The organism is Variovorax boronicumulans, from assembly GCF_040544675.1.
In the GTDB taxonomy this organism is placed as follows: domain Bacteria; phylum Pseudomonadota; class Gammaproteobacteria; order Burkholderiales; family Burkholderiaceae_C; genus Variovorax; species Variovorax boronicumulans_D.
In genome coordinates this window covers 93,038-116,419 of sequence record NZ_JBEPKK010000012.1, presented here as the reverse complement: position 1 = coordinate 116,419, position 23,382 = coordinate 93,038, and the positions used below count along the sequence as shown (strand labels likewise).

Here is a 23,382-nt window from a genome sequence, read left to right as displayed (position 1 = left end):
ATTTACCCCTTTGCCTGCGCTGCCGCGGCCAGTGCCTTGTCGGCAGCAGCCTTGTCGGCCGCCGCCTTCTGGGCGTCGGTCGGCCGCTTCAGGCCGATGCGCATCGTGAAGTTCGCAACGCGACGCTGATCGCGCTGGCTCAGATTGACCGTCGACGACGTGATTTCGACCAGCTCGGGTTTCACGAGCCAGGGACTGTTGTTGCCCAGGTTGCGCAGCAACTCGGACACGCGCTCGTTCGACTGGGCCATGCCTTGCAGCGTGACAACCTGGTTGTCCTGCTTCATGCTGGTCAGGTACACGCCGTCAGGCAGCTGACGGACCAATTCATTGAGCAGATGCACGGGCATGTTGCGATCGCCCTGCAGGTCTTCGACAGCCTGCTGGCGCGCGCGCAGGGCAGCGATTTCTTCTTGCAGCGTCGAGATTTCCTTGATCTCGACTTCGAGCTTCTTGATCTCGGCCTGCAGGAAACCGTTTTTCGACTGCTGGGCCGAGATCTGCGCCTCGAACCAGAGGTACCCAAGGCCCGCGATCAAAGCACCCAGGATGGCGGCACCGCCCAGGGTGCCATAGAAAGCTTCGCGGCGACGCTTGCGCGCGGCCTCGCGGTGCGGAAGCAGATTGATCAGGATCACAGCAGAAACCTCCGCATGGCCAGGCCGCAGGAAGTCAGGTAGGAAGGCGCTTCACGCCGGACCTTTTTCTCGCGGATGTTCGATCCGAGTTCCATGCCATCGAACGGATTGGCCAGCGAACAGGCGAACGAGGTCTGGCGGGTCACGGCGCTGGTCAGTCCGGGCAGCGACGACGAGCCACCGGCCAGCAGCACGTAGTCCACGCGGTTGTGCGGCGTGCTGGTGAAGAAGAACTGCAGCGCACGCGCGATTTCCTGCGCGATGCTTTCCACGAAAGGCTTGAGCACGCCGGAGCCGTAGTCGTCGGGCAGGTCGCCGCTGCGCTTCTTGGCCTCGGCCTCTTCGGCGGAGAAGCCGTACTGCCGGACGATCAGTTGGGTCAGTTGTGCGCCGCCGAAAGCCTGGTCGCGGTCGTACAGCACTTCCTGGTTGCGCAACACCTGCATGCTGGTGGTGAATGCGCCCACTTCGAACAGGGCCACGATCGCATCCACGCCCTTGCCGGGCAGTTGCTCGATCAGGCGGGCGGTGGCAAGGCGCGACGCATAGGACTCGACGTCCAGAATCACGGCCTTGAGGCCCGCGGCTTCCGCCAGGCCTTCGCGATCCTGGACCTTCTCCTTGCGGGAGGCGGCGATCAGCACTTCGACATCGCCGGCGGACGTGGTGCTCGGGCCTGTGACGCAGAAGTCGAGGCTGACTTCGTCGAGCGAAAAGGGGATGTATTGGTTGGCTTCGGACTCGACCTGGATTTCGAGTTCCTGCTCGCTCATGCCGCCGGGAAGAATGATCTTCTTGGTGATCACTGCCGACGGCGGCAGGGCCAGGGCCACATTGCGCGTCTTCGTCCCGCTCTTGCGCACGACGCGCCGCACGGCCTCGGCCACTTCGTCGAACTTCTCGACGTTGCCATCGGTGATCCAGCCGCGTTCGAGCGGCTCGATGGCGCAACGCTCCAGAATCAGCTTACCGCTGGCGTCACGGCCGAGCTCGACCAGCTTGACGCTGGACGAGCTGACATCCAGCCCGAGCATGGGGGCGTTTTGACGACGAAACAATGTTCCAAGAGCAGCCAAGTTAGGTCCCTCTCCCCCTGTATTTGTAACCAATGGAAAAATATGCGTTCGGTTGCACTCTAGCAGCACGCGATTCGGCAACCAAGTACCCGCGAGGGACAAAGGGGGGAACCGTTGTCAAAACCTGACGCTAAAGCCGCATTCTGTAACCTTTGGCTTAGGACTGCGGAAGTAACAAAGATCGGGACCGCGTCCGTGGGGCGGCTTTTTATAATGTCCGGTGACTCTTCGGGCCCTCATGCAAGAAACTCCACGCCCCAAAGGGCCAGCCAAGACCCCTCCCCCCGCACGCCCCGCCTGGCTCAGGTGGCTGTTGCGCTTTGTTTTCTGGGGGCTCGGCATCGCCGCGGCAGGCGCGCTGTCGATCCTGTGCGTGGTGGCGGTGGCGCTGGCCGTCGCCTATCCCAACCTGCCGGACATCTCGGAACTCTCCGACTACCGCCCCAAGTTGCCGCTGCGGGTTTTCTCCGCTGAAGGCACGCTGATCGGCGAATTCGGCGAAGAGCGCCGCAACCTCACGCCCATCGCCGCGATCCCCAAGCTGGTGAAGGACGCGGTGCTCGCCGCGGAGGACGCGCGCTTCTATGACCACGGCGGCGTCGACTACAAGGGCATGGTGCGTGCCGGCCTGGCCAACCTGAACCGCGTGAAGAGCCAGGGCGCCTCGACCATCACGATGCAGGTGGCGCGCAATGTCTATCTGAGCTCCGAGAAGACGCTCACCCGCAAGGTCTACGAGGTGCTGCTGACCTTCAAGCTGGAGCACCTCCTCTCCAAGGACCAGATCTTCGAGATCTATCTGAACCAGATCTACCTGGGCAACCGTGCCTACGGCTTCGCAGCCGCTTCGGACGCGTATTTCGGCAAGCCCCTGCAGGATCTGACGATCGCGGAGGCCGCCATGCTCGCCGGCCTGCCCAAGGCCCCCGGTGCCAACAACCCGGTCAACAACCCGCAGCGTGCGCGCGGCCGCCAGTTCTACGTGATCGACCGCATGCTGGAGTCGGGCTTCATCACCGCCGAGCAGGCCGCCGAAGCCAAGAAGGAAGAACTGCACCTGCGCGACGCCGCCGACCCCAACCGCCTGCATGCCGAATACGTGGCCGAAACCGTGCGCCAGCTGATGTATGCGCAATACGGCGACAGCACCTACACGCGCGGCCTCAAGGTCTACACCTCGCTGGTCGCCGCCGACCAGGCCGCTGCCTACAAGGCCCTGCGCAAGGGCATCATGGATTACGAGCGGCGCCAGATCTACCGCGGCCCCGAGAAGTTCGTCGACCTGCCCACCGATCCCAAGGAGCTTGACGAAGCGGTGGACGACGCGCTCACCGACCATCCCGACAACGGCGATGTGATGGCGGCCGTGGTGCTCAAGGCCAACGCCAAGGAAATCTCGGCCGTGCGCGGCAACGGCGATGCGGTGCAGATCACCGGCGAGGGCCTCAAGCCCGCGCAGTCCGGCCTCTCCGACAAGGCGCCTCCCAACATCAAGATCCGCCGCGGCGCCGTCATCCGCGTGGTGAAGACGCCCAAGAACACCTGGGAAATCACGCAGCTCCCCGAAGTGGAAGGCGCCTTCATCGCCATGGATCCGCGCGATGGTGCCATCAAGGCGCTGGTGGGCGGCTTCGACTTCGGCAAGAACAAGTTCAACCACGTCACGCAGGCCTGGCGCCAGCCGGGTTCCAGCTTCAAGCCGTTCATCTATTCAGCAGCGCTCGAAAAGGGCTTCACACCCGCGACGGTCATCAACGACGGGCCGCTCTTCTTCGACGCCGGCACCACCGGCGGCCAGCCCTGGGAGCCGAAAAACTACGGCGGCGGCTACGACGGCCCGATGTCGATGCGCACGGCGCTGATGAAGTCCAAGAACCTCGTGTCGATCCGCATCCTGCAATCCATCGGCACCCGCTATGCGCAGGAATGGATCACCAACTTCGGCTTCGACAAGGAAAAGCACCCCGCCTACCTCCCGATGGCGCTTGGCGCTGGCGCGGTCACGCCGATGCAGATGGCTGTGGGCTACTCGGTGTTCGCCAATGGCGGCTACCGCGTCAATCCTTACCTGGTGACCCGGATCACCGACCACAAGGACAGGGTCCTGGTCGACAAGCAACCCTCGCTGCTCAACGAAGCGACTCGCGTCATTCCCCAGCGCAACGCCTTCATCATGGACACCCTGCTGCAATCGGTGGCGCGCGCGGGCACCGCCGCCAAGGCGCAGGCGATGCTCAAGCGCCCCGACCTCTACGGCAAGACCGGCACGACCAACGACTCGCTCGATGCGTGGTTCGCGGGCTTCCAGCCCACGATGACGGCCATCTCGTGGATCGGCTACGACACGCCGCGCAACCTGGGCGACCGCGAAACCGGCGGCGGGCTGAGCCTGCCGATCTGGATCAACTACATGGAAACCGCCATCAAGGGCGTGCCGGTGACCGACCTGTCGACGACGCCGCCCCCGGGCATCGTGAGCGTGGGCGGCGAGTGGTACTACGACGACTACGCACCGGGCCGCGGCGTGGCGAGCCTGGGCGTGGAAGCGGCTGCGCCCGTGGCGCCGGTCGAGGCCCTGACCGGCGTTCCGGTAAGCCCGCCGGCGCCGCCGGAAGAGCGCAACAGGATCCTCGATCTGTTCCGGAACTGAGGAGGCCGTTCGGTCAGGCGGCCGCGAACTCCAGCGGCTGGCCTGCCTGAAGGCTTGCTTCGCGCGAGAGGTTGCCAAAAAACTCCTCGCCCGTCTTGGTGTCGACCCAGGCCTTGCCGTCGTGCCGGTAGTGGTAGCCGCCGGAGCGGGCGGCCAGCCAGATTTCCTGCAGCGGCTTCTGCAGGTTCACGATCAACTGGCTCCCGTTCTGGAAAGACATCGTGATCATCCCGCCCACCCGCTGGTTGTCGATGTCGGCGTCGGTCGCGTCGTTGATGCGATCGCAGGCCTGCTCGATGGCGGCAAGCGCTGCTTCGGCGCGGTCCATGTACTCGGTGTCGGTCATTACAATTTCGCTATGTTGAATGTTCGCCAAATTCTAGTGACCGCCCGCGGCCGCACTGTGTTCATGGTCTGCATCGCCGCCGCTGCGGCAGCCGGCCTCGCGGCCTGCGGCCAGCGCGGTGCGCTGTACCTGCCGACCGATCCCGCAGCCGCTCAGCGCGCCACCTTGCCGCAGCTCATCACCCCCGGCGGCTCGGGCGCCTCTTCCAATGAAGCGGCCCCCAAGCCTGCCGCCGCCAGCAGCGCGCCGGCCGCAGCCACCTCCGGCAGCGGAGCGCCCAAGTGACGAACGCTTCCCTTCCCGGCCACCCCCACATCGCTCACCGCGACGGCGCCCTCCATGTCGAAGGGCTGGCGCTCGATGCGTTGGCGCGCGAGCACGGCACCCCGCTGTTCGTCTATTCGAAGCAATGGATGCTGGACGCGCTGGCCGCCTACCAGCGCGGCTTCGAGGGTCGCGACGCCCTCATCTGCTATGCGATGAAGGCCAATTCGTCGCTCGGCGTGCTGCGCGTGTTCGCCGACGCGGGCTGCGGTTTCGATATCGTCTCGGGCGGCGAGCTGGCGCGCGTGCTGGCCGTCGGCGCCGACCCGAAGAAGATCATCTTCTCGGGCGTCGGCAAGACCCGTGCGGAAATGCGCCAGGCGCTGGCGGCCGGCATTGCCTGCTTCAATGTCGAGAGCGAAGCCGAGCTCGATGTGCTCAACGAAGTGGCGCTGGCCGAAGGCAGCCGCGCGCCCATCAGCATCCGCATCAATCCGAACGTCGATCCGAAGACGCACCCCTACATTTCCACCGGCCTCAAAGGCAACAAGTTCGGCATCGCGCACGACCGCGCGGTCCAGGCGTACCAGCACGCCGCCAGGCTGCCGGGCCTCGAGGTGGTCGGCATCGATTGCCACATCGGCTCGCAGATCACCGAAGCCTCGCCGTACCTGGATGCCTGCGACCGCGTGCTCGACCTGGTCGAAGCCATCGAGGCGGCGGGCGTGCCGATCCATCATCTGGACTTCGGCGGCGGCCTGGGCATTGACTACAACGGCGAGGTGCCGCCCAAGGCTGATGCGCTCTGGCAGCAGCTGCTCGCCAAGCTGGATGCGCGCGGGTTCGGTGCGCGCAAGCTGGTCATCGAGCCCGGCCGTTCGCTGGTCGGCAACGCGGGCGTGTGCGTGACCGAGGTGCTCTACACCAAGCCCGGCGAGGACAAGAACTTCTGCATCGTCGATGCGGCAATGAACGACCTGCCGCGCCCCGCGATGTACCAGGCCTTCCAGAAGATCGTGCCGTTGCGCATTCGCGCGGGCGATGCGCCGACCTACGACGTGGTGGGCCCGGTCTGCGAAAGCGGCGACTGGATCGGCCGAGACCGCGCGCTCAACGTGGTGGCCGGCGATCTGCTGGCCGTGCTGTCGGCGGGTGCGTACTGCATGAGCATGGCCAGCAACTACAACACGCGTCCGCGCGCTGCTGAAGTGCTGGTGAGCGGCCAGAGCGCCACGCTTATCCGTCGCCGCGAGACGATGGAAGACCAGCTGCGCAGCGAGCAGGCCTGAGGCCGGCCTGCCCCGGGCTCAGGTGCTGCGCAGCGGCTTCTCGCCGCCGCGCGCGCCGACGACCGGCTTCTGCTTGCGCTTGCTCGCGTAGTGCCACACGCGCCATCCCAGCAGCACCGCGATGATCGCGGCGTAGACGAACACTTCGGCAAAGTCGTTCTTGCCCGCGCGCATCCAGAAGAAGTGCAACAGGCCGAGCCCTGCGATCACATAGACCAGCTTGTGCAGCATCTGCCAGCGCTTGGCGCCCATCGCCTTGATCGCGCGATTGAACGATGTGGCTGCCAGCGCCGTCAGCAGCACGAAGGCCGAGAAGCCCACCAGGATGAACGGCCGCTTCGGGATGTCCTTGGCGATCTCGCTCCAATCGAAACCCATGTCGAACCAGCTGTAGCACAAGAGGTGCAGCACCACATAGAAATAGGTGAACAGGCCCAGCATGCGGCGAAAGCGGACCAGCGCATTCCACTTGGTTGTCACGCGCAGCGGCGTCACGGCCAGCACGATGCAGATGAAGCGCAGGGTCCAGTCGCCCGTGGCGCGAATCAGGAACTCGGCCGGATTGGCGCCCAGCCCGCCGGTGAACGCACCGTAAGCCAGCTGCGCAAACGGCAGAAGGCACAGCAGAAAGATGACCGGCTTGGCCGCCGGGTGCATGAGCAGCTTGTTCATCGAACGAGGGGCAGGCGTTGCAGCAGGCTCAATAGTTCTTCTTCAGGTCCATGCCCGCATACAGCTGGCCGACCTGCGCTTCATAGCCGTTGAACATCAGCGTCTTGTTGCGCTTGGCGAACAGCCCGCCGCCGTCGCCGATGCGGCGCTCGGTCGCCTGGCTCCAGCGCGGATGGTCAACGTTCGGGTTCACGTTCGAATAGAAGCCGTACTCCTGCGCCGCGGCCTTGTTCCATGCGGTGCTCGGCTCCTTCTCGACAAAGCGGATCTTGACGATCGACTTGGCCGACTTGAATCCGTACTTCCATGGCACCACCAGGCGCACCGGCGCGCCGTTCTGGTTGGGCAGCACTTCCCCGTACATGCCGAAGGCCAGCAGCGTCAGCGGATGCATCGCCTCGTCCATGCGCAAGCCCTCGGTGTAGGGCCAGTCGAGCACACGCGAGCCCACGAAAGGCATGGTCTTGGGATCGGCCAGCGTCACGAATTCCACGAACTTGGCGTTGCCCTGCGGCTCGACCTTCTTGATCAGCTCGGCCAGCGAATAGCCGACCCACGGAATGACCATCGACCAGCCCTCGACGCAGCGCAGGCGGTAGATGCGCTCTTCCTGCGCGCTGAGCTTGAGCAGGTCCTCGATGCCGTACTTGCCCGGCTTCTTGACGAGGCCTTCGACCTCCACGGTCCACGGCCGCGTCTTCAGCGTGCCGGCGTTCTTGACCGGATCGCCCTTGTCGGTGCCGAACTCGTAGAAGTTGTTGTAGCTCGACGCGTCCTTGTAGTCGGTGAGCTTGTCCATCGCCTGCGCACCCGGCACGGTCGATTTGACGGCCGGCAGCAACGCCAGCTTGTGCGGACCCAGGGCTTGCGCGAAAGCCTCGCGTCCCGCAAAACTGGCCAAAGCCGCACCGGCCGCCCCGCCGGCCATCAGCTTGAGCAGGTCGCGGCGGCCTTCGTAGGCGGCGCGCGGCGTGATTTCGCTGGCCAGCGGATGGTTGAAGCCGCTGGTATCGCGGCGGTGCGAACGGGAATGGGACGACATGACAGGCCTTTCGCGTGAATCGGTGTGTGCAGGGTAGTTCGGAACACACCCTGCTTTGGTTACGCGCCATTGCATCGCGCGGTTTCAATTCTTCGCAATCGGCCTGTGCAGGCCCACGGGCCCGCTAGGGCGAAGCTCGCGCCTACAGCGTGCCGTAGCTGTGCAGCCCGCTCAGGAACATGTTGACGCCCAGGAACGCAAAGGTCGTGACCGCCAGCCCGCCCAGCGCCCACCAGGCCGCCACGGTGCCGCGCAGGCCCTTCACGAGCCGCATGTGCAGCCATGCCGCGTAGTTGAGCCAGACGATCAGCGCCCAGGTTTCCTTCGGGTCCCAGCTCCAGTAGCCGCCCCAGGCATCGGCGGCCCATAGGGCGCCGAGCACGGTGGCGATGGTGAAGAAGGCGAAGCCGACGGTGATCGACTTGTACATGACGTCGTCGAGCACTTCATTGGCCGGCAGGCGTGCCGCGATGCGCTTGCGGCCCAGCAGGATGCCCGCGGCGATCAGCGCCGAGATGCCCGCATAGATCACCCAGTAGCTGCCGCCGGCTTCCTGCACGCGCTGGCGGAACGCCACCGGCACGAAGCACAGCGCCACGCCCAGGAGCCAGATCGGCGTGAGCTTGTACCAGCGGGTTTCGGTGGCCTGCTCCTTGATGAGGTACGCAAACGCCACCATCGCGGCGAGCGCGAAGGTGCCGTAGCCGATGAAGTTGGCCGGCACGTGCAGCTTCATCCACCAGCTCTGCAGGGCGGGCACCAGCGGCTGGATCTCGTGCGCCTCGCGCACGATCGTGTACCAGAGCAAAAAGCCGACCGCGGCGCTCACCACCAGCATCACGAAGGCGCCGAGCGCGCGCGTGTTGTAGCGCTCCTCGAAGTAGAGGTAGAACGCGGCGGTCATCCAGCAGAACAGCACGAACACTTCGTACAGGTTGCTCACCGGGATGTGGCCGATGTCCGGCCCGAGCTGATGGCTTTCGTACCAGCGCACCATGGTGCCGACCAACGCCATCGTGACGGCCGCCCAGGCCAGGCGCGAGCCGATCGCGTCGAAGGTGTCGGACTGCTTGCCGCCGAAGAAGCCGAGCCAGTAGAACAGCGTGCTCATGAAGAACAGCACGCTCATCCAGAGGATGGCCGACTGGCTCGACAGGAAATACTTGAGCCAGAACACCGTGTCGGCGCGCGCCAGGTCGCCCTGGTACGAGGTAATGGCCAGCAGCGAGGCCGCAGCCACCACCAGGGCCAGCACCCGCAGCGGGCGCCAGAACCAGCCGATGGCGATCATCGCGACCACGGTCGCGGCGAGGATCGGCTTTTCGTACGAATCCATAGCCCCCGCATAGCGCGCAAAGGCGAACAGCCCGCCGGCCAGCACCAGCGCCGCGAACACCCAGTCGAACAGGTTCCGGCGCGAGAGCCAGCTTTCATTGAGCGTGAGGGTCGTGGTGTTCATGGTGTCTCTGGTTCTGTTTTGTTCAGCGTGAGCAGCTTGTGCTTGAGGTGCTCGAATTCGCGGTCGCTGTCGATCGTCTTGCGGTTGACCGAAAAAGCCATCGTGGCGGCTGTCGCGCTGCTTCCGGAAAGGTCGCCATCGGGTGTCAGCCACACCCAGAGCCGCCGCTCGCGCACGTAAAGCATGGCAAAAATCCCGATGATCAGCAACAGGCAACCCAGATAGACCACGTTCTTCCCGGGCGCGCGCGCCACCTGGAACACGCTGGCCTGCACCTGGGTGAAGTCGGTCATCATCATCGCGACGGGCGCGGGGTAGAAGTGCGCATCGCTGATGGCCAGCACCGCCTGGGTCAGGTAGGCCTGAGATTTTTCGTCGTTCGGCAGCACGGCCAGGCCGGCGCCCTCGCGGCTGAGGTTGAGCACCTCGAACAGCACGTCGTTGAGGATGCGCACCAGCACCGCGCCCGCGCGCTCGCGCTCGGCCTCGGGCACGTTGACTTCCATGAATTCGGCAATCGCCTGCCAGCCGCCCGCCGTGGCGGCGTCGGCCTTGGCCCGCTCGCTGCCGGAGAACAACGCCAGGGCGCGGGTGGCCGACACACGCAGCTGCTCCGCCATGTCGGGCCGCTTCGGATCGGTCGCGCGCGCGATGTAGCGCTCGATGGCGCGCGCGCGGGTGTCGGGGTCGGCCAGCGCCGCGCGCATGCGCACGAAGCCGTCCATCGAACCCTGTTCGTCGGCCGGCACGCGCAGATAACGGAACGGCTCCTCGGGCTTCTCGCGCATGCCGAGCAGGAACACCGGCTGGCCGTCGCCGGTGTCGACCGGGATCATGTAGTTCTGGTACTCCCGCGCCTGGCCCGCCGCATCGCGCAGCTTGTAGCCGATGCTCGGTCCGATGTTGCGCAACACCTTGGGCTTGTTGGTCTTGTTGGCGGCACCCAGGCGCGACTCGAGGCTGTGGCGCAGGTCGACCTTGCGCACGTCGGCGCCGCTGCCCATGGCACCGCCGTCGGCGAAGTTCTCGACGTTGATCACGCGCAGCGCGGCGTATTCGAGCGTGAGCTTGTCACGGCCGTTGGTGATCTCGGTGTTCGGCCCACCGATGACGCCCTCGACCTCGAAGGGCTTGGCCGCGGCCGACATCGGCACCGCTTTGAGCTTCACCTTGGAGCCGCCGTCGTCGAAGCTGGACTGGTAGATCTCCACGCCCTTGTAGCTGGCCGGATGGTTGACCTCGATGCGCGCGGGCACCTGGGCGCCGGTTTCGCGGTCGTGCAGCACCACCTCGCTCGCAAAGAGCTTGGGCATGCCGGTCGAGTAGTAGTCGACGATGAACTTCTTGAGCTCGATGGAGAACGGCAGTTCCTGCAGCAGCACGCCGTCGGCCTGGTTCAGGATGGCCACGCTGCCCTGCCCGCCCTCGGGCACGAGGATGTTGCCGCGGAAGGTCGGGTTGCTCGCCGACAGCCGGTGCTCGGGCGCCACGTCGGCGATCATGCCGCCGCCGGTGAACACGCTCTTGCCGTTGAACCAGGTCTGCGCGCGCACCACGAGATCGCCGTCCAGCAGGCCACCGATGCACACCAGCACGATGGCGCTGTGCGCCGCGATATAGCCCAGCTTGTGGGCGCCGCCGGCGCGCGCGGCGACCATCCAGCCCGGGGCGGCCTTGCCGTCGCCCGTGCCGTCACGCTGCTGCAGCTTGACCTTCCAGCCCCCACTCACCAGCAGTTGCCCGATGCGATTGGCGGCGGCCTCCGGCGTTTCGGCGAGCCGGTTCTCGGCGCGCTGGCCGAAGGCCTTGAGGCTCTGCGCGCGGATGTCTTCCTTGAAGGTCTTCAAGTCGACCAGGATGCGCGGCGTATTGCGCGCGATGCACAGCGTGGTGCTGATCACCAGGAACAGCAGGATCAGCAGAAACCACCAGGCGCCGTAGATGGAATCGAGCCGCGCCGCGCGAAAGAGCTGTGCCCAGAACGGTCCGAACTGGTTGATGTAGTTGTTGATCGGCTCGTGCTGCTTGAGCACCGTGCCGATGATCGAGGCGATGCAGATGACGGTGAGCAGCGCGATCGCGAAGCGCATCGACGAAAACAACTCCACCGCGGCGCGAAGCACTTGCGGGCCGCGATGAACGCGAAGGCCATGGGTGGAGACGGACATCTGGTGGAAAAAAAGGAAAAGAGAAAAAAAGCAAAAGGGCGGGCCATCCTCCTGGATCGGCCCGCCCTTTGTTTGGGATTGTTATCGGCGGTTAGTTCATGCGCGAAAGCGCGGAGATCAGCGCAGGCCGGCGATGTAGTCGGCCACAGCCTTGATTTCGCGGTCGTTGAGCTTGGCGGCAACGCCGGTCATGGGGAGGCTGTTCAGGCGCACGTTGTCGCGGAAGGCGATGAGCTGGGCCACGGTGTACTCGGCGTTCTGGCCGCCCAGGCGCGGGTACTGGGCGGGAATGCCGGCACCGTTGGGGCTGTGGCAACCGGCACAGGCCGGAATCTGGCGATCGCCGATGCCGCCGCGGTAGATTTTTTCGCCCAGGGCGATGGTGTCCTTGTCCTTCGAGAAGCCGGGCTTGACCTTCTTGGAGCCGACGAACCACGCGATGTTGCGCATGTCTTCGTCCGACAGCGCTGCCGCCAGCGGCTTCATGATCGCGCTCTTGCGGGCGCCGGACTTGAACTCCTGCAGCTGCTTGAGGATGTATTCGGGATGCTGCTGCGCCAGCTTCGGATTGGCCGCAATGGCCGAGTTGCCGTCGGCGTTGTGGCACGACGCACAGCTCTGGCTGTTGGCCGGCGTTGCGTTGAACAAGGTGTCACCCTTGGCCAGGTCGGGCTTGGCCGGCATTGCGGCAGCCGCCGCGGGTGCGGCCGCAGGCGCATCGGCTGCAAAACTCGCGCTGGCTGCACCACCCGCAAGGGTTGCCACGAGGGCTGCAAGCAGAATATTGGCAAACAACTTCATATCGGGGGCTTCGAATTTATGGCGCAAAACCCCGCGATTCTACAATGGCGCCCCGTTCCGAAAGCCCATTGATGACCTCCCCGCGCGCCAAGTCAGCCGCTTATCCTCCCCGCGCGGCCCCCGCCGCCGACCCGCAGGTCGCCGAACGCGAGCGCGTGGCACTGGGTTGGCTGCACACCGCCCACTTCCTCACCAGCGCTCCGCAGCTGGAACACCTGCCTCCGGTCGACCTGCCCGAGATCGCCTTCGTCGGCCGCTCGAACGCCGGCAAATCGACCGCCATCAACACCCTCACCCAGCAGACGCGCCTGGCTTTTGCCTCGAAGACGCCGGGCCGCACGCAGCACATCAACCTGTTCGGCATCGGCAAGCAGAAGGTCGACGACGCGGTGCTCGCCGACCTGCCCGGCTACGGCTATGCGGCCGTGCCCAAGGAAGCCAAGCTGCGCTGGCAACGCGTGATGGGCAACTACCTCATGACGCGCGAAAGCCTGCGAGGGGTTGTCCTGATGTGCGATCCGCGCCACGGTCTGACCGAGCTGGACGAGATCCTGCTCGACGTGATCCGCCCGCGCGTGGAGCAAGGCCTGAAGTTTCTCGTGCTGCTGACCAAGTCCGACAAGCTCACGCGCAGCGAAGCCGCCAAGGTGCTGTCGATTACGCGACTGAACGCCGGCGGCGGCGAGGTCAAACTCTTCTCCGCATTGAAGAAGCAAGGCGTCGGCGATGCGGCACAGTTGCTGTGGCAGTGGGTGCATCCGGACGGCGTTGCCGTGCCGGCGGAGCCGCAGGAGCCCCAGGGCTCGCCGGAGCCACCTGACCCAAGCTGAAGCCGCCCAGTTGCAAGCAGGCCGCATCGACGGCTCGCATCTGCCCAGTTCACTATCAAAACAATAGCGACAGTCAACCCCAGGAGACAACAAGCATGATCGAGACCTTCCAACGCAGCCTGCCCAACGGCACCACCCTGAGCTGCCGCGCCACGGGCGAGCCGGGCCGGCCGCTGATGGTGTTCCTGCACGGCTTTCCCGAGGCCGCCTTCATCTGGGATGAGCTGCTCGAATACTTCGCGGACCCCGCGCACGGCGGCTACCGCTGCGTGGCGCCCAACCTGCGCGGCTTCGAGAAATCGAGCGCACCGACCGAGGTGGCCGCGTACAAGCCCCAACTGCTGATCCAGGACATCCAGCAACTCGTCGCCACCGAAAGCACCGACGGCACGATGGCCGCGCTGGTCGCCCACGACTGGGGTGGCGCCTTCGCGTGGGGGTACGCCAACGCGTTCCCGCAGCAGATCGGCAAGCTGGTCATCATCAATTCACCGCACCCGGGCACCTTCACGCGCGAGCTGCGCAACAGCCCGGCGCAGCAGCAGGCCAGCGCGTACATGAACTTCCTTGCGCGTCCCGATGCCGAGGCCATGCTCGCGGCCGACGACTTCAAGCGCATGTGGCCCTTCTTCACGCTGATGAAGGCCGGCCCCGACGGCTTCGGCTGGCTCACGGAAGAGGTCCGGCAGAAATACCGCGAGGTCTGGGGCGCGGGCCTCACCGGTGCGTGCAACCTCTACCGCGTGACACCCATGAAGCCACCGCTGCCGGGCCAGACCATCGACGGCATCCCGGTACTGCCGCACGAACGCCTCACGGTGAACGTGCCGACCTTCGTGTTCTGGGCGCTCGACGACGCGGCGCTGCTGCCAGGGCTGCTCGAAGGGCTCGACGAATACGTGCCGAAGCTCGAGATCAAGAAGGTGCCCAAAGCGACCCACTGGATCGTGCATGAGCAGCCTCAGCTGGTCGCGCGCGAGATCGAGTCCTTCCTGCAGCGCAACGCGTAATCAGTAGATCTTCGGCTCGCCTTCGGGGCGGGTCTTGAAGCGGCGGTGCACCCAGTAGTACTGGGACGGCATCGTGTCGATGTAGCCCTGCAGCCGCTCGTTCATGAGCGCGGTGTCGGCTTCGACGTTGTCGGTGGGGAAGTTCTGCCACGCAGCCTTCACCTCGATCTCGTAGCCGCCGGGCGTGAGCTTGGCCACCACCGGCACCACCTTGGCCTTGCCCAGCCGCGCAAAGCGCGAGAGCGAAGGCACGGTCGCGGCCTGCACGCCGTAGAACGGCACGAAGATCGTCTGGTCGCGGCCGAAGTCCATGTCCGGCAGCAAGTACAGCAGGCCACCCTTGCGCAGCCCCGAGAGCACCGGCTTGATGCCGTCCACCCGGTTGAGCGCTGCCACGTCGCCAAAACGCGTGCGGCCTTCGCGGATCCATGCGTCCACCATCGGGTCGCGCTGGGTCGTGTAGATGGTGGCCGAGGGGCGAGCCGTGTGCATGGTCAGCGCGGTGGCCGCGGCATCGAGGCCGTAGAAGTGCGGCGCGAACAGGATCATCGGCGCGTCGCCCTCGGCGATCTCGGCGATCTCGGATGCCGAACCCACGATCTTCAGGCGGCTCGCCACCACCTTCTGCGGCGCATGCCAGAGCCAGCTGCGGTCCAGCCATGACTGCGCGACGAAGACAAAGGTCTCGCGCGCAATGGCCCGGCGCTCGGCCTCAGATTTTTCGGGAAAGCAGAGGGCCAGGTTCCGGTCGACCACACGGCGCCGCGGCAGCGCGACCATGTACAGCAAGCGGCCGAGGATCGCGCTGAAACCGCGCACCAGCGGCAGCGGCAACGGCGCCAGCACCCGCATGAAGCCGATGCCAAGTCGGGACCCGAGACTCATGGCGTCTGCTCTCCGATAGCAGCCGCAACGGCCCGGTCGCCGCGCGGCTCCTTGAAGCGCGCGTAGTCCCACACGTACTGGCCGGGCAGGCTTCGGATGAGGCGGCCGATGGCGTCGTTCATGGCGGCGGCGGCGTCTTCGACGGAAGCCTTCGGATCGGTCAGCGCCGTGCCCACGATGGGTTCGAAGCGGATCACATAGCCCGCGCCGCGCGGCAACCGCTCGCACACGCTGAGGAAACAGGCTGCGCCGGTCTGCTGCGCGAGGCGAGGGAGCAAGGTCATGGTGTAGGCCGCCCGGCCGAGGAACGGCACCCACACGCCCTGCCCCTGCGGCGGCACCTGGTCGGGCAGGATGCCGGTGTAGCCGCCGTTGCGCAGCGTGCGGATGAGGCCCCGCACGCCGGTGTTGTTGGTCGGCAGCGTCTGCAGGCCGGGGCGGTCGCGCGAGCCCGCGGCGATCAGGTCGGCCATCCATTTCTTGCGCGCCGGGCGGAACAACGCGGTGATCGGGCCGAAAGCCTCGAAGAAGCGCTCGCCGATTGCCTGGCCGCACATTTCCCAGCTGCCCAGGTGCGGCGCGACCAGAATCACACCCTTCTTCGCCCGCATGGCAGCCTCGAAAGCCTCGACGCCTTCCCAGCGCACCACGCGCGGCAGCACGCTCTCGCCCTGCGGACGCAGCCACAGCCATGGCAATTCGGACGCCATATGGCCGGCTGCAGCTACGGCGGGACGGTATTGGGCGGGGGTGAACCCCGCGCTTTCGGCATGGGCCTTGAACCGGCGGCGATAGTCCGGCGCGCAGATCCAGACCAGCCAGCCCAGCATGGCGCCCAGGCGATGCATCAAAGGCATCGGCACGCGGGCAAGCAGGCGGAACAGGGTGATCATTGAAACGGGAGGGGAGTCAAAAACAGGACGCGCGCGCATGGTAATGAGCGGCTCGAATAGAATGCAAATTGTCGCCGAGTTACGGAACAACTTGCAGGGCGACAAACACAAGCGCAAAGCGATTGTGCCCCGCCGATTCTCGGCATCTGCTAAAGCGTTCGCCAGGGCTCCGCAGAGTTGGCAACGCGCCAATCCACTTCAAGGAGCTTTGAAAAATGGCGAACGACTTCCTCTTCACTTCCGAATCCGTCTCCGAAGGCCACCCCGACAAGGTCGCCGACCAGATCTCCGACGCCATCCTGGACGCGATCTTCGAGCAGGACCCGCGCAGCCGCGTGGCCGCCGAGACGCTCACCAACACCGGCCTCGTGGTGCTCGCCGGCGAAATCACGACCAACGCGCACGTCGACTACATCCAGGTGGCGCGCGACACCATCAAGCGCATCGGCTACGACAACACCGACTACGGCATCGACTACAAGGGTTGCGCGGTGATGGTCTGCTACGACAAGCAGTCCAACGACATCGCCCAGGGCGTGGACCATGCCTCCGACGACCACCTGAACACCGGTGCCGGCGACCAAGGCCTGATGTTCGGCTACGCCTGCGACGAAACGCCCGAGCTGATGCCCGCGCCCATCTATTACGCGCACCGCCTGGTCGAGCGCCAGGCTCAGTTGCGCAAGGACGGCCGCCTGCCGTTCCTGCGCCCCGACGCCAAGAGCCAGGTCACGATGCGCTACGTGGACGGCAAGCCCCACAGCATCGACACCGTGGTGCTCTCCACGCAGCACAGCCCCGACCAGAGCGAGACCTCGACCAAGATGAAGGCTTCGTTCAACGAAGCCATCATCGAAGAAATCATCAAGCCCGTGCTGCCCAAGGAATGGCTGCAGAACACGCGCTACCTGATCAACCCGACCGGCCGCTTCGTCATCGGCGGCCCGCAGGGCGACTGCGGCCTCACCGGCCGCAAGATCATCGTGGACACCTACGGCGGCGCCTGCCCGCACGGCGGCGGCGCGTTCTCGGGCAAGGACCCGTCCAAGGTCGACCGCTCGGCCGCCTACGCCGCGCGCTATGTGGCCAAGAACATCGTGGCCGCGGGCCTGGCGCGCCAGTGCCAGATCCAGGTGGCCTACGCGATCGGCGTGGCCGAGCCGATGAACATCACGGTCTACACCGAAGGCACCGGCGTGATCCCCGACGACAAGATCGCCGAACTCGTGCGCGAGCATTTCGACCTGCGTCCCAAGGGCATCATCCAGATGCTCGACCTGCTGCGCCCGATCTACCAGAAGACCGCCGCCTACGGTCACTTCGGCCGCGAGGAGCCCGAGTTCACCTGGGAAGCCACCACGCAGGCACCCGCACTGCGCGCGGCAGCCGGCCTCAAGTAAGCAGGCACTGAAAACGACGGTGGGTCGTCAGAAGCGGTACGCACCGCTCAGGCCCACCGTCCAGTTGCGGCCCGGCGCGGGCTCGTAATAGCGCGCATTGCCTTCGTTGACGATCACCGAGCCCACATAGCGCCGGTCGAACAGGTTGTCCACGCGCGCGAAGGCGTTGAACTCCCAACGCTCCCATTTCTTCAGATACCCCGCATACAGCGCCGCCACGGCATAGCCCGGTGCGCTCGCGGTGTTGACGTCGTTCGCCTGGATGCGGCCCAGCGCGCGCATCTCCACACCCGCGCGCCAGCCCTCGGGCGGCACCCAGCCCAGCGATGCGAACAGCGACTGCCGCGCGATGCCCGGAATGCGGTTGCCGCCGGCCACGGTGTTGGCGGCCGCACAGGGCGACGGCGAGCAGAAGGCATCGCGGTAGGTCGCGTCCAGCCAGGTGTAGGCCACCTGCGTGCGCCAGTGGTTCGCCGTTTCGTGCTGCCAGCCCAGCTCGAAGCCGTTGCGCCGCGTGCGCCCGGCGTTCTGGAAGGTCGAGCGCCCGCCGACGTTGGTGTCGGTCACGATCTCGTCGCGCGTGCGGGTGTGGAACAGCGCGGCCGTCAGCAGCCCGCCCGCAAGCCGCGCCTTCGCGCCCAGCTCGATGCTGTCGTTGACCGACGGCCGCAGCGCGAAGTTGAGCCCGCTGGCACCGCCCGAGCGGTAAGAGAGCTCGTTGAGCGTCGGCGTCTCGAAGCCGCGGCCGATGGAGCCGTAGAGCGCGAGGTCGGGCGTGGCCTGGTAACGCAACGACGCCACGGGCAGCGTCTTGCTGTAGCGCGCGCTGCCGCTGTCGTCGCGGTTCGCGCCCACGATGTAGCCGTCGTGCGAATCGAAGTGCACGCTGCTGCGGCGCACGCCGGCCTCCAGCGTCCAGCGGTCGGTGAAGCGCCATGTGGCCTGCGCATACGGGTCGAGGTTCCAGACTTCGTTGCGTTCGCTGCGGCGCAGGCGCCCCTGCACGCCCAGCACCGGCGCGACCACGCGGCCCAGGTAGTTTTCGTAGCCGCGGCGGCGCTCGCGCAGGCTGTCGTAGCCCAGGCCGACCACCACGTCCAGCGGCCGGTCGGCCAGTTGCAGCGCGGCGGTCCATCGCAGGTCCACGCCGCCGTACTGCCGCGACAGGTCGATCACGCCGCCCGCGTGCAGGGGGGCCTGCTGCGCGGAAGGCGGAATCGACTGGTACTGCGTGGTCTTGCGCTCGCCGCCATAGACCATGAGGCGCAGCCCCTGGGTCGCGTCGATGCGCCGTTCGTAGAGCAGGCCCAGCTGCGACTGCTCCACCGTCTTGCGCGTGTCGTACTGCACGGCCAGCGGCGCGTTGCGCGGCGCCAGAGCGTACTGGCCGGCGGTCAGGCCCAGCGGGTCCTGCGCATCGATGCGCACGCTGTTGATCACCAGCGTGAGCTTGTCGCCGTTGTCCAGTGCAATGCCCAGCTTGCCGTTGGCGATGTCGCGCCGCGCCGCGCTGTGCTCGCGCCAGCCGTCGGTGTGGAAGCGGCTCGCACCGAGCAGATAGTCGACCGCGCCCTGCGAACCGCTCAGCTGCAGCGACTGGCGCCAGGTGCCGAAGCTGCCGCCGGCTGCGGAATAGGAAAGCCGCGGCGCACCCTCCCCCGACGCGGTGAAGGCCTGCACCACGCCGCCCGACGAATTGCCGTAGAGCGCGGAAAACGGCCCGCGCAAGACCTCGACGCGGTCGAGCGAGGCGATGTCGATGTTGGAGGTCTGCCCCTGCCCGTCGGGCAAGGTGGCCGGAATGCCGTCGACGTAGAGCCGCACACCGCGCACGCCGAAGGTGGAGCGCGCGCCGAAGCCGCGGATCGACAGCTGCAGGTCTTGCGCGTAGTTAGAACGGTTCTGCACCTGCAGCCCCGGCACGGCGCCCAGGCTTTCGGAAAGGTTGACCTGCAGGCGGCTGTCGCGCATTTCGGCGCCGTCCACCCGGTCGACCGAGCCGGGCACGTTGAAGGGCGCGACCTCGCCGCGCGGCGTGGAGACCGTGACCTCAGGCAATTGGCCGCTGGCCGCATCGGCAGGAGGCGCCTGCTGGGCCTGCACGGCGAAAGGAACGCCCAGTGCGAGCAGGCGAAGGGTGGTGGTGGAGAGTGCAACGGTCATTGCACCGATTCTGCGTGGGCGCCGCGATGCGCCGCCTAGCGAGAACCCCGCAAGACCCCTGAGAACCCGGCCGCAGCCGGAACACCGATGTGCCTGCCGGTCAGCGCCCGGGCGGCCGGCGCCAGCCGTACCAGGCGCACACGATGACCGGAATGCCGAGCGTGACCCAGGCGAAGACATCGCCGAACCCGCCGTCGCTGAACAGCGCCGAGACCAGGCCGGCGGACGTCATCACGCCGAGCGCGATCGGCCAGCCCCACATGCGCCAGAAAGATTGGTGCTGCGGCTTCGTCACAGCTGCGCCTTCATGGCCGGCGCCGGATCGGATTGCGGGCCGGAGACGGGCGGCGCACGCCCCTGCGCAGTTGTCGTGGGGACCGCGGGCGTCTTCGCCGGCACCGTGTTGCCGCGCTTGAGCCACAGATAGAGCCCGCTGCCCAGGACGATGATGGTTGCGATATCGAGCAGCGCCCAGAGAATCTGCATCGGCATGCCGCCGTAGTCGCCGAAGTGCAGCGGCTGCGACACCAGCAGCGCCGTGAGGTACCAGGGCATCTTCGGTGCGGCCGTCACCTCCGCGGTCTTGGCGTCGACCAGCACCGGCTGCAACAGCTTCGAGGTAAAGGGCTCGTTGCCGCGCATGAAGAATGTGTTGTGGTGCGGGCTTGAGAAGGCGGTGCCGGGGAAGGCGATGAAGGACAGCTTCATGCCGGGCGTGCGCTGCATGGCCTGGTCCATCGAGCGTTGCACCGAGCCGCGCTCGGACGCCGCCACCACCGGCTCGTTCTTGTAGGGCGCGAGCAATGTGCTGAGCTGGTCGTACTGCCAGTACTTGATGACCAGATCCGCCCAAGTGTTGATCATGCCGGTGGATCCCACCACGAACAGCCACACCAGCGTGACGATGCCCAGCAGGTTGTGCAGGTCCAGCCACTTCAGGCGCGGACGCTTCTCGCGCCGCACCGTGCCGAAATCGAGCTTGCGCATGAAGGGCGAATAAAGCACCACGCCCGAGACGATCGCCACCAGCAGCAGAAAGCCCATGAACCCGAGGAACAGCTTGCCCGCAAGCCCCGCGAACAGGTCGACGTGCAGCTTGAACATCACGTACATGAAGCCCTCGTCGAACTTGGGCTGGGCCAGCACCACGCCCGTGCGCGCATCGACCGCCACCGACTTGAAGTCTTCCGTGGGCGCGGGCGTGGGCGTGAGCGTGACGAACCACAGGCCGTCGTCGTCCTCGGGCTGCGAGGCGAACTGCACCACGCGGTCGGGGTGCTTGGCCTTGGCGATCTCCAGCACCTTGTCCAGGCTGATGCGCGGCGTGTCGGCCGGCATCTTCGGCGCCTCGACTTCGGTGCCCAGCAGGTGGCCGATTTCGTGGTGAAAGATCAGCGGCAGGCCGGTGATGCACAGCAGCAACATGAACACGGTGCACACCAGGCTGCTCCACTTGTGCACCCAGGCCCAGGTCTTGATCTTTCGGCTGTTCATGTCGTCGTGGCGGTTGGTTGAAGGCGGAGTTTAGAAGCGGTAGGTTGCGCTGGCGACGACACTGCGACGCGCACCGTACCAGCAATCGCCGCGCGCCAGGCAGGTGCTGAAGTAGGTCTTGTCGGCCGCGTTGTTGATGTTCAGGGCATAGCGCCACTTGTCCGACTCGTAGGCCAGCATCAGGTCCAGCAGGGCCACGGCCGGCAGGCGCGGGCCCACGCTGCCGCTGTCCACGTCGACGAAGCCGCCCATGTAGCGCAGCCCGGCACCGGCGGAGAAGCCCGTCACGCCGGCAACGGAAAAGCGGTACTTGCCCCAGACCGACACCTGGTTGCGCGGCATGTCGGTGAGCTTGCGATCGACATCGATGTAGGTGTAGTTGGCGATGAGGTCGAAGTCGCGCCCGACCGTGGTCTTGAGCTCGAGCTCAAGCCCCTTGTTCTTCGTCGCATCGACCTGGCGGCCGTAGTTCGGGTTGGTGCTGTCGGAGACGATGCGGTTCTTTTCCTTGAGCGAGTAGACCGAGGCGGTAAAGCTCGTGGTCGAGCCGTCCGGCTGGTACTTGACACCGGCCTCCACTTGCTCGCCGCGCAATGGCTTGAACAGGGTGCCATTGACGTCGGTACCCGTCTGAGGAGTGAAGGACTGCGTGAAGCTCAGGTAGGGCGACCAGCCCGAGGGCAAGGTGTACATGACACCCAGCCGGCCAGAATTGGCGCTGGTCGTCTCCGAATCGTTGCCGGCCGTTGCGGCGGTGCTCCGGTCGTGGCGCAGACCGGCGACGAAGATCCAGTTGTTCCACTTCATCTGGTCCTGCAGGTAGATGCCCGCATTGCGCTGGGTGGTGCGCGGCCGGTCTGTGAGTTCCGTGACCGGGACGTAGCCGAGACCGTAGACGGGGTTGTAGGCGTCGATGGTGCTGTACGTGGACCCTTCGCGCTTGTCCTGGCGCTGGCGCGAGTACTCTGCGCCGACCAGAAGCGTGTGGCGCACTTCGCCGGTGTTGAAGTGACCCTCGACGTGGTTGTCGATTCCGGTCATCCGGGTCCAGGTCAGCGATTTGTCGTTGTAGCGGCCGAGCAGGCGCTGGCCGAAAGGATCCGACCCCCAGCCGCCGGGCAGCGTGAAGGAGTCGCCGTAGTGGTAGTGCGAGTCGTTGAAGGTCCGCGACAGGCGGAGGTTCTGGCGGAACGTCCACTGGTCGTTGAACTTGTGCTCGAACAGCCAGCCGAAGCTCTTGCGCTCAGTGTCGTAGCCGTCGCCCGGCTCCCCGATGAACCGGTTGAGCGGCAGCGGGCCGTTGATGTTCGGCAGGAGGGTGCCCTGCCACGGGAAGAACTGCGACGTGCTGCCGGTCTTGTCCTTTTGCCACAGGCCCTGCAGCGTCAGCGAGGTCGCGGCATTGGGTCGCCAGGTGAGCGAAGGCATGATGAGCGAGCGGTCGTCCGGCACGTAGTCGACCTGCGTGTCGGACTTGCGCTGCAGCGCCACCAATCGGTAAGACCATGCACCGTCCGCCGTCAGCGGGCCGGTGAGGTCGGCCTGCACCTGCTTGCGGCCAAAGGAGCCGAACTGCACGCCCACTTCCCGGTACGCCTGCTGTTGCGGCCGCTTGCTGACCATGTTGACCACGCCGCCGGCCGTACCTGCGCCGAACAGCATGCCCGCCGGCCCACGGAGCACCTCGAGGCGCTCCAGCGTGTACGGGTCGGGGCGCGCGGTCGCGGTGTACCAGCCGGCCGAAAACATCTGCAGCCCGTCGAGATAGCCGGTCGGCGCGCTGCCGCGCACGAGGAAGCTGTCTGCTCTGGAGTCCAGGCCGTAGGCGTCCGAGCGCACGCCGGCGGCATAGTTGAGCGCGTCCTGCAGGTTGGTCGCGCCCTGGTCGACGATCTGGTCGCGGGTCACGATGGTCACGGACTGCGGCGTTTCCGACAGCGGCGTGTCGGTCTTGGTGGCGGTGACGGCGTTCTTCGCGCGGTAGCCGATCACGGGCGAGGTGGCGGTTTCGGCCTCGGCGTTTGCATCGACCCGCACTTCAGGCAGCGAACCCTGCGCAGTCGTCTGGGCCACAACCTGCTGCTGCATGTAGATCGCCATGCATCCCACCAGCACCGAAACGGCCTTGCGCCGCGCCAACGTCCTTTTCATTCCACTCCACTCCTGAATATAAACACGAATTATTCTCATTCTAATAGTCATAAAGTCTCAAATTCTGTAATCTCCAAGCGCGGCGCGGGGGTTGCGTTGCGAATATGCATCTCCGGTCCGCAGCAGAGCGGCTACCATGCCGCCGGCCCAT

Annotated in this window: 20 protein-coding genes; 6 read left to right on the top strand and 14 right to left on the bottom strand. The window is 66.1% G+C overall.

Annotation, left to right across the window (positions count from 1 at the left end):
- Nucleotides 1-2: 2 nt before the first annotated feature.
- Both ABIC90_RS20345 and ABIC90_RS20340 read right to left on the bottom strand, forming a co-directional pair.
- Nucleotides 3-638 (bottom strand): PilN domain-containing protein, encoded by a 636-nt coding sequence (locus tag ABIC90_RS20345; protein WP_354357233.1) that lies wholly within the window; start codon nt 636-638, stop codon nt 3-5.
- A complete protein-coding gene (locus ABIC90_RS20340) occupies nt 635-1,672 on the bottom strand; it encodes a pilus assembly protein PilM (protein WP_436318229.1) in 1,038 nt (345 codons plus the stop codon). Before ABIC90_RS20340 ends, ABIC90_RS20345 begins: the two co-directional genes overlap by 4 nt.
- 280 nt (nt 1,673-1,952) lie before the next feature.
- On the opposite strand from ABIC90_RS20340, the gene ABIC90_RS20335 reads away from it, so the two are divergent.
- A complete protein-coding gene (locus tag ABIC90_RS20335; RefSeq protein WP_354357229.1) occupies nt 1,953-4,364 on the top strand; it encodes a penicillin-binding protein 1A in 2,412 nt (803 codons plus the stop codon).
- A 13-nt stretch (nt 4,365-4,377) separates the two neighbouring features.
- On the opposite strand, the gene cyaY is transcribed toward ABIC90_RS20335, so the two are convergent.
- The gene (gene cyaY, locus ABIC90_RS20330) at nt 4,378-4,710 is read right to left on the bottom strand and encodes an iron donor protein CyaY (RefSeq protein WP_354357227.1); all 333 of its coding nucleotides are present in this window, start codon (nt 4,708-4,710) and stop codon (nt 4,378-4,380) included.
- 63 nt (nt 4,711-4,773) lie between these two features.
- On the opposite strand from cyaY, the gene lptM reads away from it, so the two are divergent.
- Both lptM and lysA read left to right on the top strand, forming a co-directional pair.
- On the top strand, nt 4,774-4,995 hold the full coding sequence (gene lptM / locus ABIC90_RS20325; protein WP_354357225.1) for an LPS translocon maturation chaperone LptM: 222 nt from the start codon (nt 4,774-4,776) through the stop codon (nt 4,993-4,995).
- Nucleotides 4,992-6,263 carry a diaminopimelate decarboxylase gene (lysA, locus tag ABIC90_RS20320; RefSeq protein ID WP_354357223.1) on the top strand — a complete coding sequence of 424 codons (1,272 nt, stop codon included), beginning with the start codon at nt 4,992-4,994 and terminating at the stop codon, nt 6,261-6,263. Before lptM ends, lysA begins: the two co-directional genes overlap by 4 nt.
- A gap of 18 nt (nt 6,264-6,281) precedes the next feature.
- Here the strand turns inward: lysA and ABIC90_RS20315 are convergent, their stop codons facing one another.
- The 5 genes from ABIC90_RS20315 to ABIC90_RS20295 all read right to left on the bottom strand — a co-directional run bounded on the left by ABIC90_RS20315 (nt 6,282) and on the right by ABIC90_RS20295 (nt 12,405).
- Entirely contained in the window at nt 6,282-6,935 is a 654-nt protein-coding gene (locus ABIC90_RS20315) for a sulfite oxidase heme-binding subunit YedZ (RefSeq protein ID WP_354357221.1), read from the bottom strand.
- Nucleotides 6,936-6,963: 28 nt separating this feature from the next.
- Nucleotides 6,964-7,977 (bottom strand): protein-methionine-sulfoxide reductase catalytic subunit MsrP, encoded by a 1,014-nt coding sequence (gene msrP, locus ABIC90_RS20310; RefSeq protein ID WP_354357219.1) that lies wholly within the window; start codon nt 7,975-7,977, stop codon nt 6,964-6,966.
- A 142-nt stretch (nt 7,978-8,119) separates the two neighbouring features.
- A complete protein-coding gene (ccsB, locus tag ABIC90_RS20305) occupies nt 8,120-9,436 on the bottom strand; it encodes a c-type cytochrome biogenesis protein CcsB (protein ID WP_354357217.1) in 1,317 nt (438 codons plus the stop codon).
- The gene (locus tag ABIC90_RS20300; protein ID WP_354357215.1) at nt 9,433-11,604 is read right to left on the bottom strand and encodes a cytochrome c biogenesis protein ResB; all 2,172 of its coding nucleotides are present in this window, start codon (nt 11,602-11,604) and stop codon (nt 9,433-9,435) included. The genes ccsB and ABIC90_RS20300 overlap by 4 nt, the downstream gene beginning before the upstream one ends.
- Nucleotides 11,605-11,721: 117 nt before the next feature.
- Nucleotides 11,722-12,405 (bottom strand): c-type cytochrome, encoded by a 684-nt coding sequence (locus ABIC90_RS20295; RefSeq protein ID WP_354357213.1) that lies wholly within the window; start codon nt 12,403-12,405, stop codon nt 11,722-11,724.
- Between the two features lie 71 nt (nt 12,406-12,476).
- On the opposite strand from ABIC90_RS20295, the gene yihA reads away from it, so the two are divergent.
- A complete protein-coding gene (gene yihA / locus ABIC90_RS20290; protein WP_354357211.1) occupies nt 12,477-13,235 on the top strand; it encodes a ribosome biogenesis GTP-binding protein YihA/YsxC in 759 nt (252 codons plus the stop codon).
- Nucleotides 13,236-13,330: 95 nt separating this feature from the next.
- On the top strand, nt 13,331-14,245 hold the full coding sequence (locus ABIC90_RS20285; protein ID WP_354357209.1) for an alpha/beta fold hydrolase: 915 nt from the start codon (nt 13,331-13,333) through the stop codon (nt 14,243-14,245).
- Here ABIC90_RS20285 and ABIC90_RS20280 read toward each other — a convergent pair whose 3' ends face one another.
- Nucleotides 14,246-15,130, bottom strand: coding sequence for an LpxL/LpxP family acyltransferase (locus ABIC90_RS20280; RefSeq protein ID WP_354357207.1), 885 nt, complete (start codon nt 15,128-15,130; stop codon nt 14,246-14,248).
- On the bottom strand, nt 15,127-16,023 hold the full coding sequence (locus tag ABIC90_RS20275) for a lysophospholipid acyltransferase family protein (protein ID WP_354357205.1): 897 nt from the start codon (nt 16,021-16,023) through the stop codon (nt 15,127-15,129). The genes ABIC90_RS20280 and ABIC90_RS20275 overlap by 4 nt, the downstream gene beginning before the upstream one ends.
- A 215-nt stretch (nt 16,024-16,238) precedes the next feature.
- Between ABIC90_RS20275 and metK the strand changes: the two genes are divergently transcribed.
- Nucleotides 16,239-17,423 carry a methionine adenosyltransferase gene (metK, locus tag ABIC90_RS20270; RefSeq protein ID WP_354357203.1) on the top strand — a complete coding sequence of 395 codons (1,185 nt, stop codon included), beginning with the start codon at nt 16,239-16,241 and terminating at the stop codon, nt 17,421-17,423.
- A 27-nt stretch (nt 17,424-17,450) separates the two neighbouring features.
- Here the strand turns inward: metK and ABIC90_RS20265 are convergent, their stop codons facing one another.
- From ABIC90_RS20265 to ABIC90_RS20250, 4 genes are all read right to left on the bottom strand, one after another.
- The gene (locus ABIC90_RS20265) at nt 17,451-19,586 is read right to left on the bottom strand and encodes a TonB-dependent receptor (RefSeq protein ID WP_354357201.1); all 2,136 of its coding nucleotides are present in this window, start codon (nt 19,584-19,586) and stop codon (nt 17,451-17,453) included.
- Nucleotides 19,587-19,686: 100 nt separating this feature from the next.
- The gene (locus tag ABIC90_RS20260; RefSeq protein ID WP_354357199.1) at nt 19,687-19,881 is read right to left on the bottom strand and encodes a hypothetical protein; all 195 of its coding nucleotides are present in this window, start codon (nt 19,879-19,881) and stop codon (nt 19,687-19,689) included.
- The gene (locus tag ABIC90_RS20255; RefSeq protein WP_354357197.1) at nt 19,878-21,080 is read right to left on the bottom strand and encodes a PepSY-associated TM helix domain-containing protein; all 1,203 of its coding nucleotides are present in this window, start codon (nt 21,078-21,080) and stop codon (nt 19,878-19,880) included. The genes ABIC90_RS20260 and ABIC90_RS20255 overlap by 4 nt, the downstream gene beginning before the upstream one ends.
- A gap of 30 nt (nt 21,081-21,110) precedes the next feature.
- Nucleotides 21,111-23,231: a TonB-dependent siderophore receptor gene (locus ABIC90_RS20250; RefSeq protein WP_354357195.1), complete on the bottom strand. Its 2,121-nt coding sequence runs from the start codon at nt 23,229-23,231 to the stop codon at nt 21,111-21,113.
- Nucleotides 23,232-23,382 lie beyond the last annotated feature (151 nt).

Bases quoted from the DNA above. Each gene is read 5' to 3' on its own strand.
- ABIC90_RS20340 (WP_436318229.1), bottom strand. From the start codon at position 1,672: ATGCTCGGGCTGGATGTCAGCTCGTCCAGCGTCAAGCTGGTCGAGCTC.
- ABIC90_RS20335 (WP_354357229.1), top strand. From the start codon at position 1,953: ATGCAAGAAACTCCACGCCCCAAAGGGCCAGCCAAGACCCCTCCCCCC.
- cyaY (WP_354357227.1), bottom strand. From the start codon at position 4,710: ATGACCGACACCGAGTACATGGACCGCGCCGAAGCAGCGCTTGCCGCC.
- lptM (WP_354357225.1), top strand. From the start codon at position 4,774: ATGGTCTGCATCGCCGCCGCTGCGGCAGCCGGCCTCGCGGCCTGCGGC.
- ABIC90_RS20315 (WP_354357221.1), bottom strand. From the start codon at position 6,935: ATGAACAAGCTGCTCATGCACCCGGCGGCCAAGCCGGTCATCTTTCTG.
- msrP (WP_354357219.1), bottom strand. From the start codon at position 7,977: ATGTCGTCCCATTCCCGTTCGCACCGCCGCGATACCAGCGGCTTCAAC.
- ccsB (WP_354357217.1), bottom strand. From the start codon at position 9,436: ATGAACACCACGACCCTCACGCTCAATGAAAGCTGGCTCTCGCGCCGG.
- ABIC90_RS20300 (WP_354357215.1), bottom strand. From the start codon at position 11,604: ATGTCCGTCTCCACCCATGGCCTTCGCGTTCATCGCGGCCCGCAAGTG.
- ABIC90_RS20295 (WP_354357213.1), bottom strand. From the start codon at position 12,405: ATGAAGTTGTTTGCCAATATTCTGCTTGCAGCCCTCGTGGCAACCCTT.
- yihA (WP_354357211.1), top strand. From the start codon at position 12,477: ATGACCTCCCCGCGCGCCAAGTCAGCCGCTTATCCTCCCCGCGCGGCC.
- ABIC90_RS20285 (WP_354357209.1), top strand. From the start codon at position 13,331: ATGATCGAGACCTTCCAACGCAGCCTGCCCAACGGCACCACCCTGAGC.
- ABIC90_RS20280 (WP_354357207.1), bottom strand. From the start codon at position 15,130: ATGAGTCTCGGGTCCCGACTTGGCATCGGCTTCATGCGGGTGCTGGCG.
- ABIC90_RS20275 (WP_354357205.1), bottom strand. From the start codon at position 16,023: ATGATCACCCTGTTCCGCCTGCTTGCCCGCGTGCCGATGCCTTTGATG.
- metK (WP_354357203.1), top strand. From the start codon at position 16,239: ATGGCGAACGACTTCCTCTTCACTTCCGAATCCGTCTCCGAAGGCCAC.
- ABIC90_RS20265 (WP_354357201.1), bottom strand. From the start codon at position 19,586: ATGACCGTTGCACTCTCCACCACCACCCTTCGCCTGCTCGCACTGGGC.
- ABIC90_RS20255 (WP_354357197.1), bottom strand. From the start codon at position 21,080: ATGAACAGCCGAAAGATCAAGACCTGGGCCTGGGTGCACAAGTGGAGC.
- ABIC90_RS20250 (WP_354357195.1), bottom strand. From the start codon at position 23,231: ATGAAAAGGACGTTGGCGCGGCGCAAGGCCGTTTCGGTGCTGGTGGGA.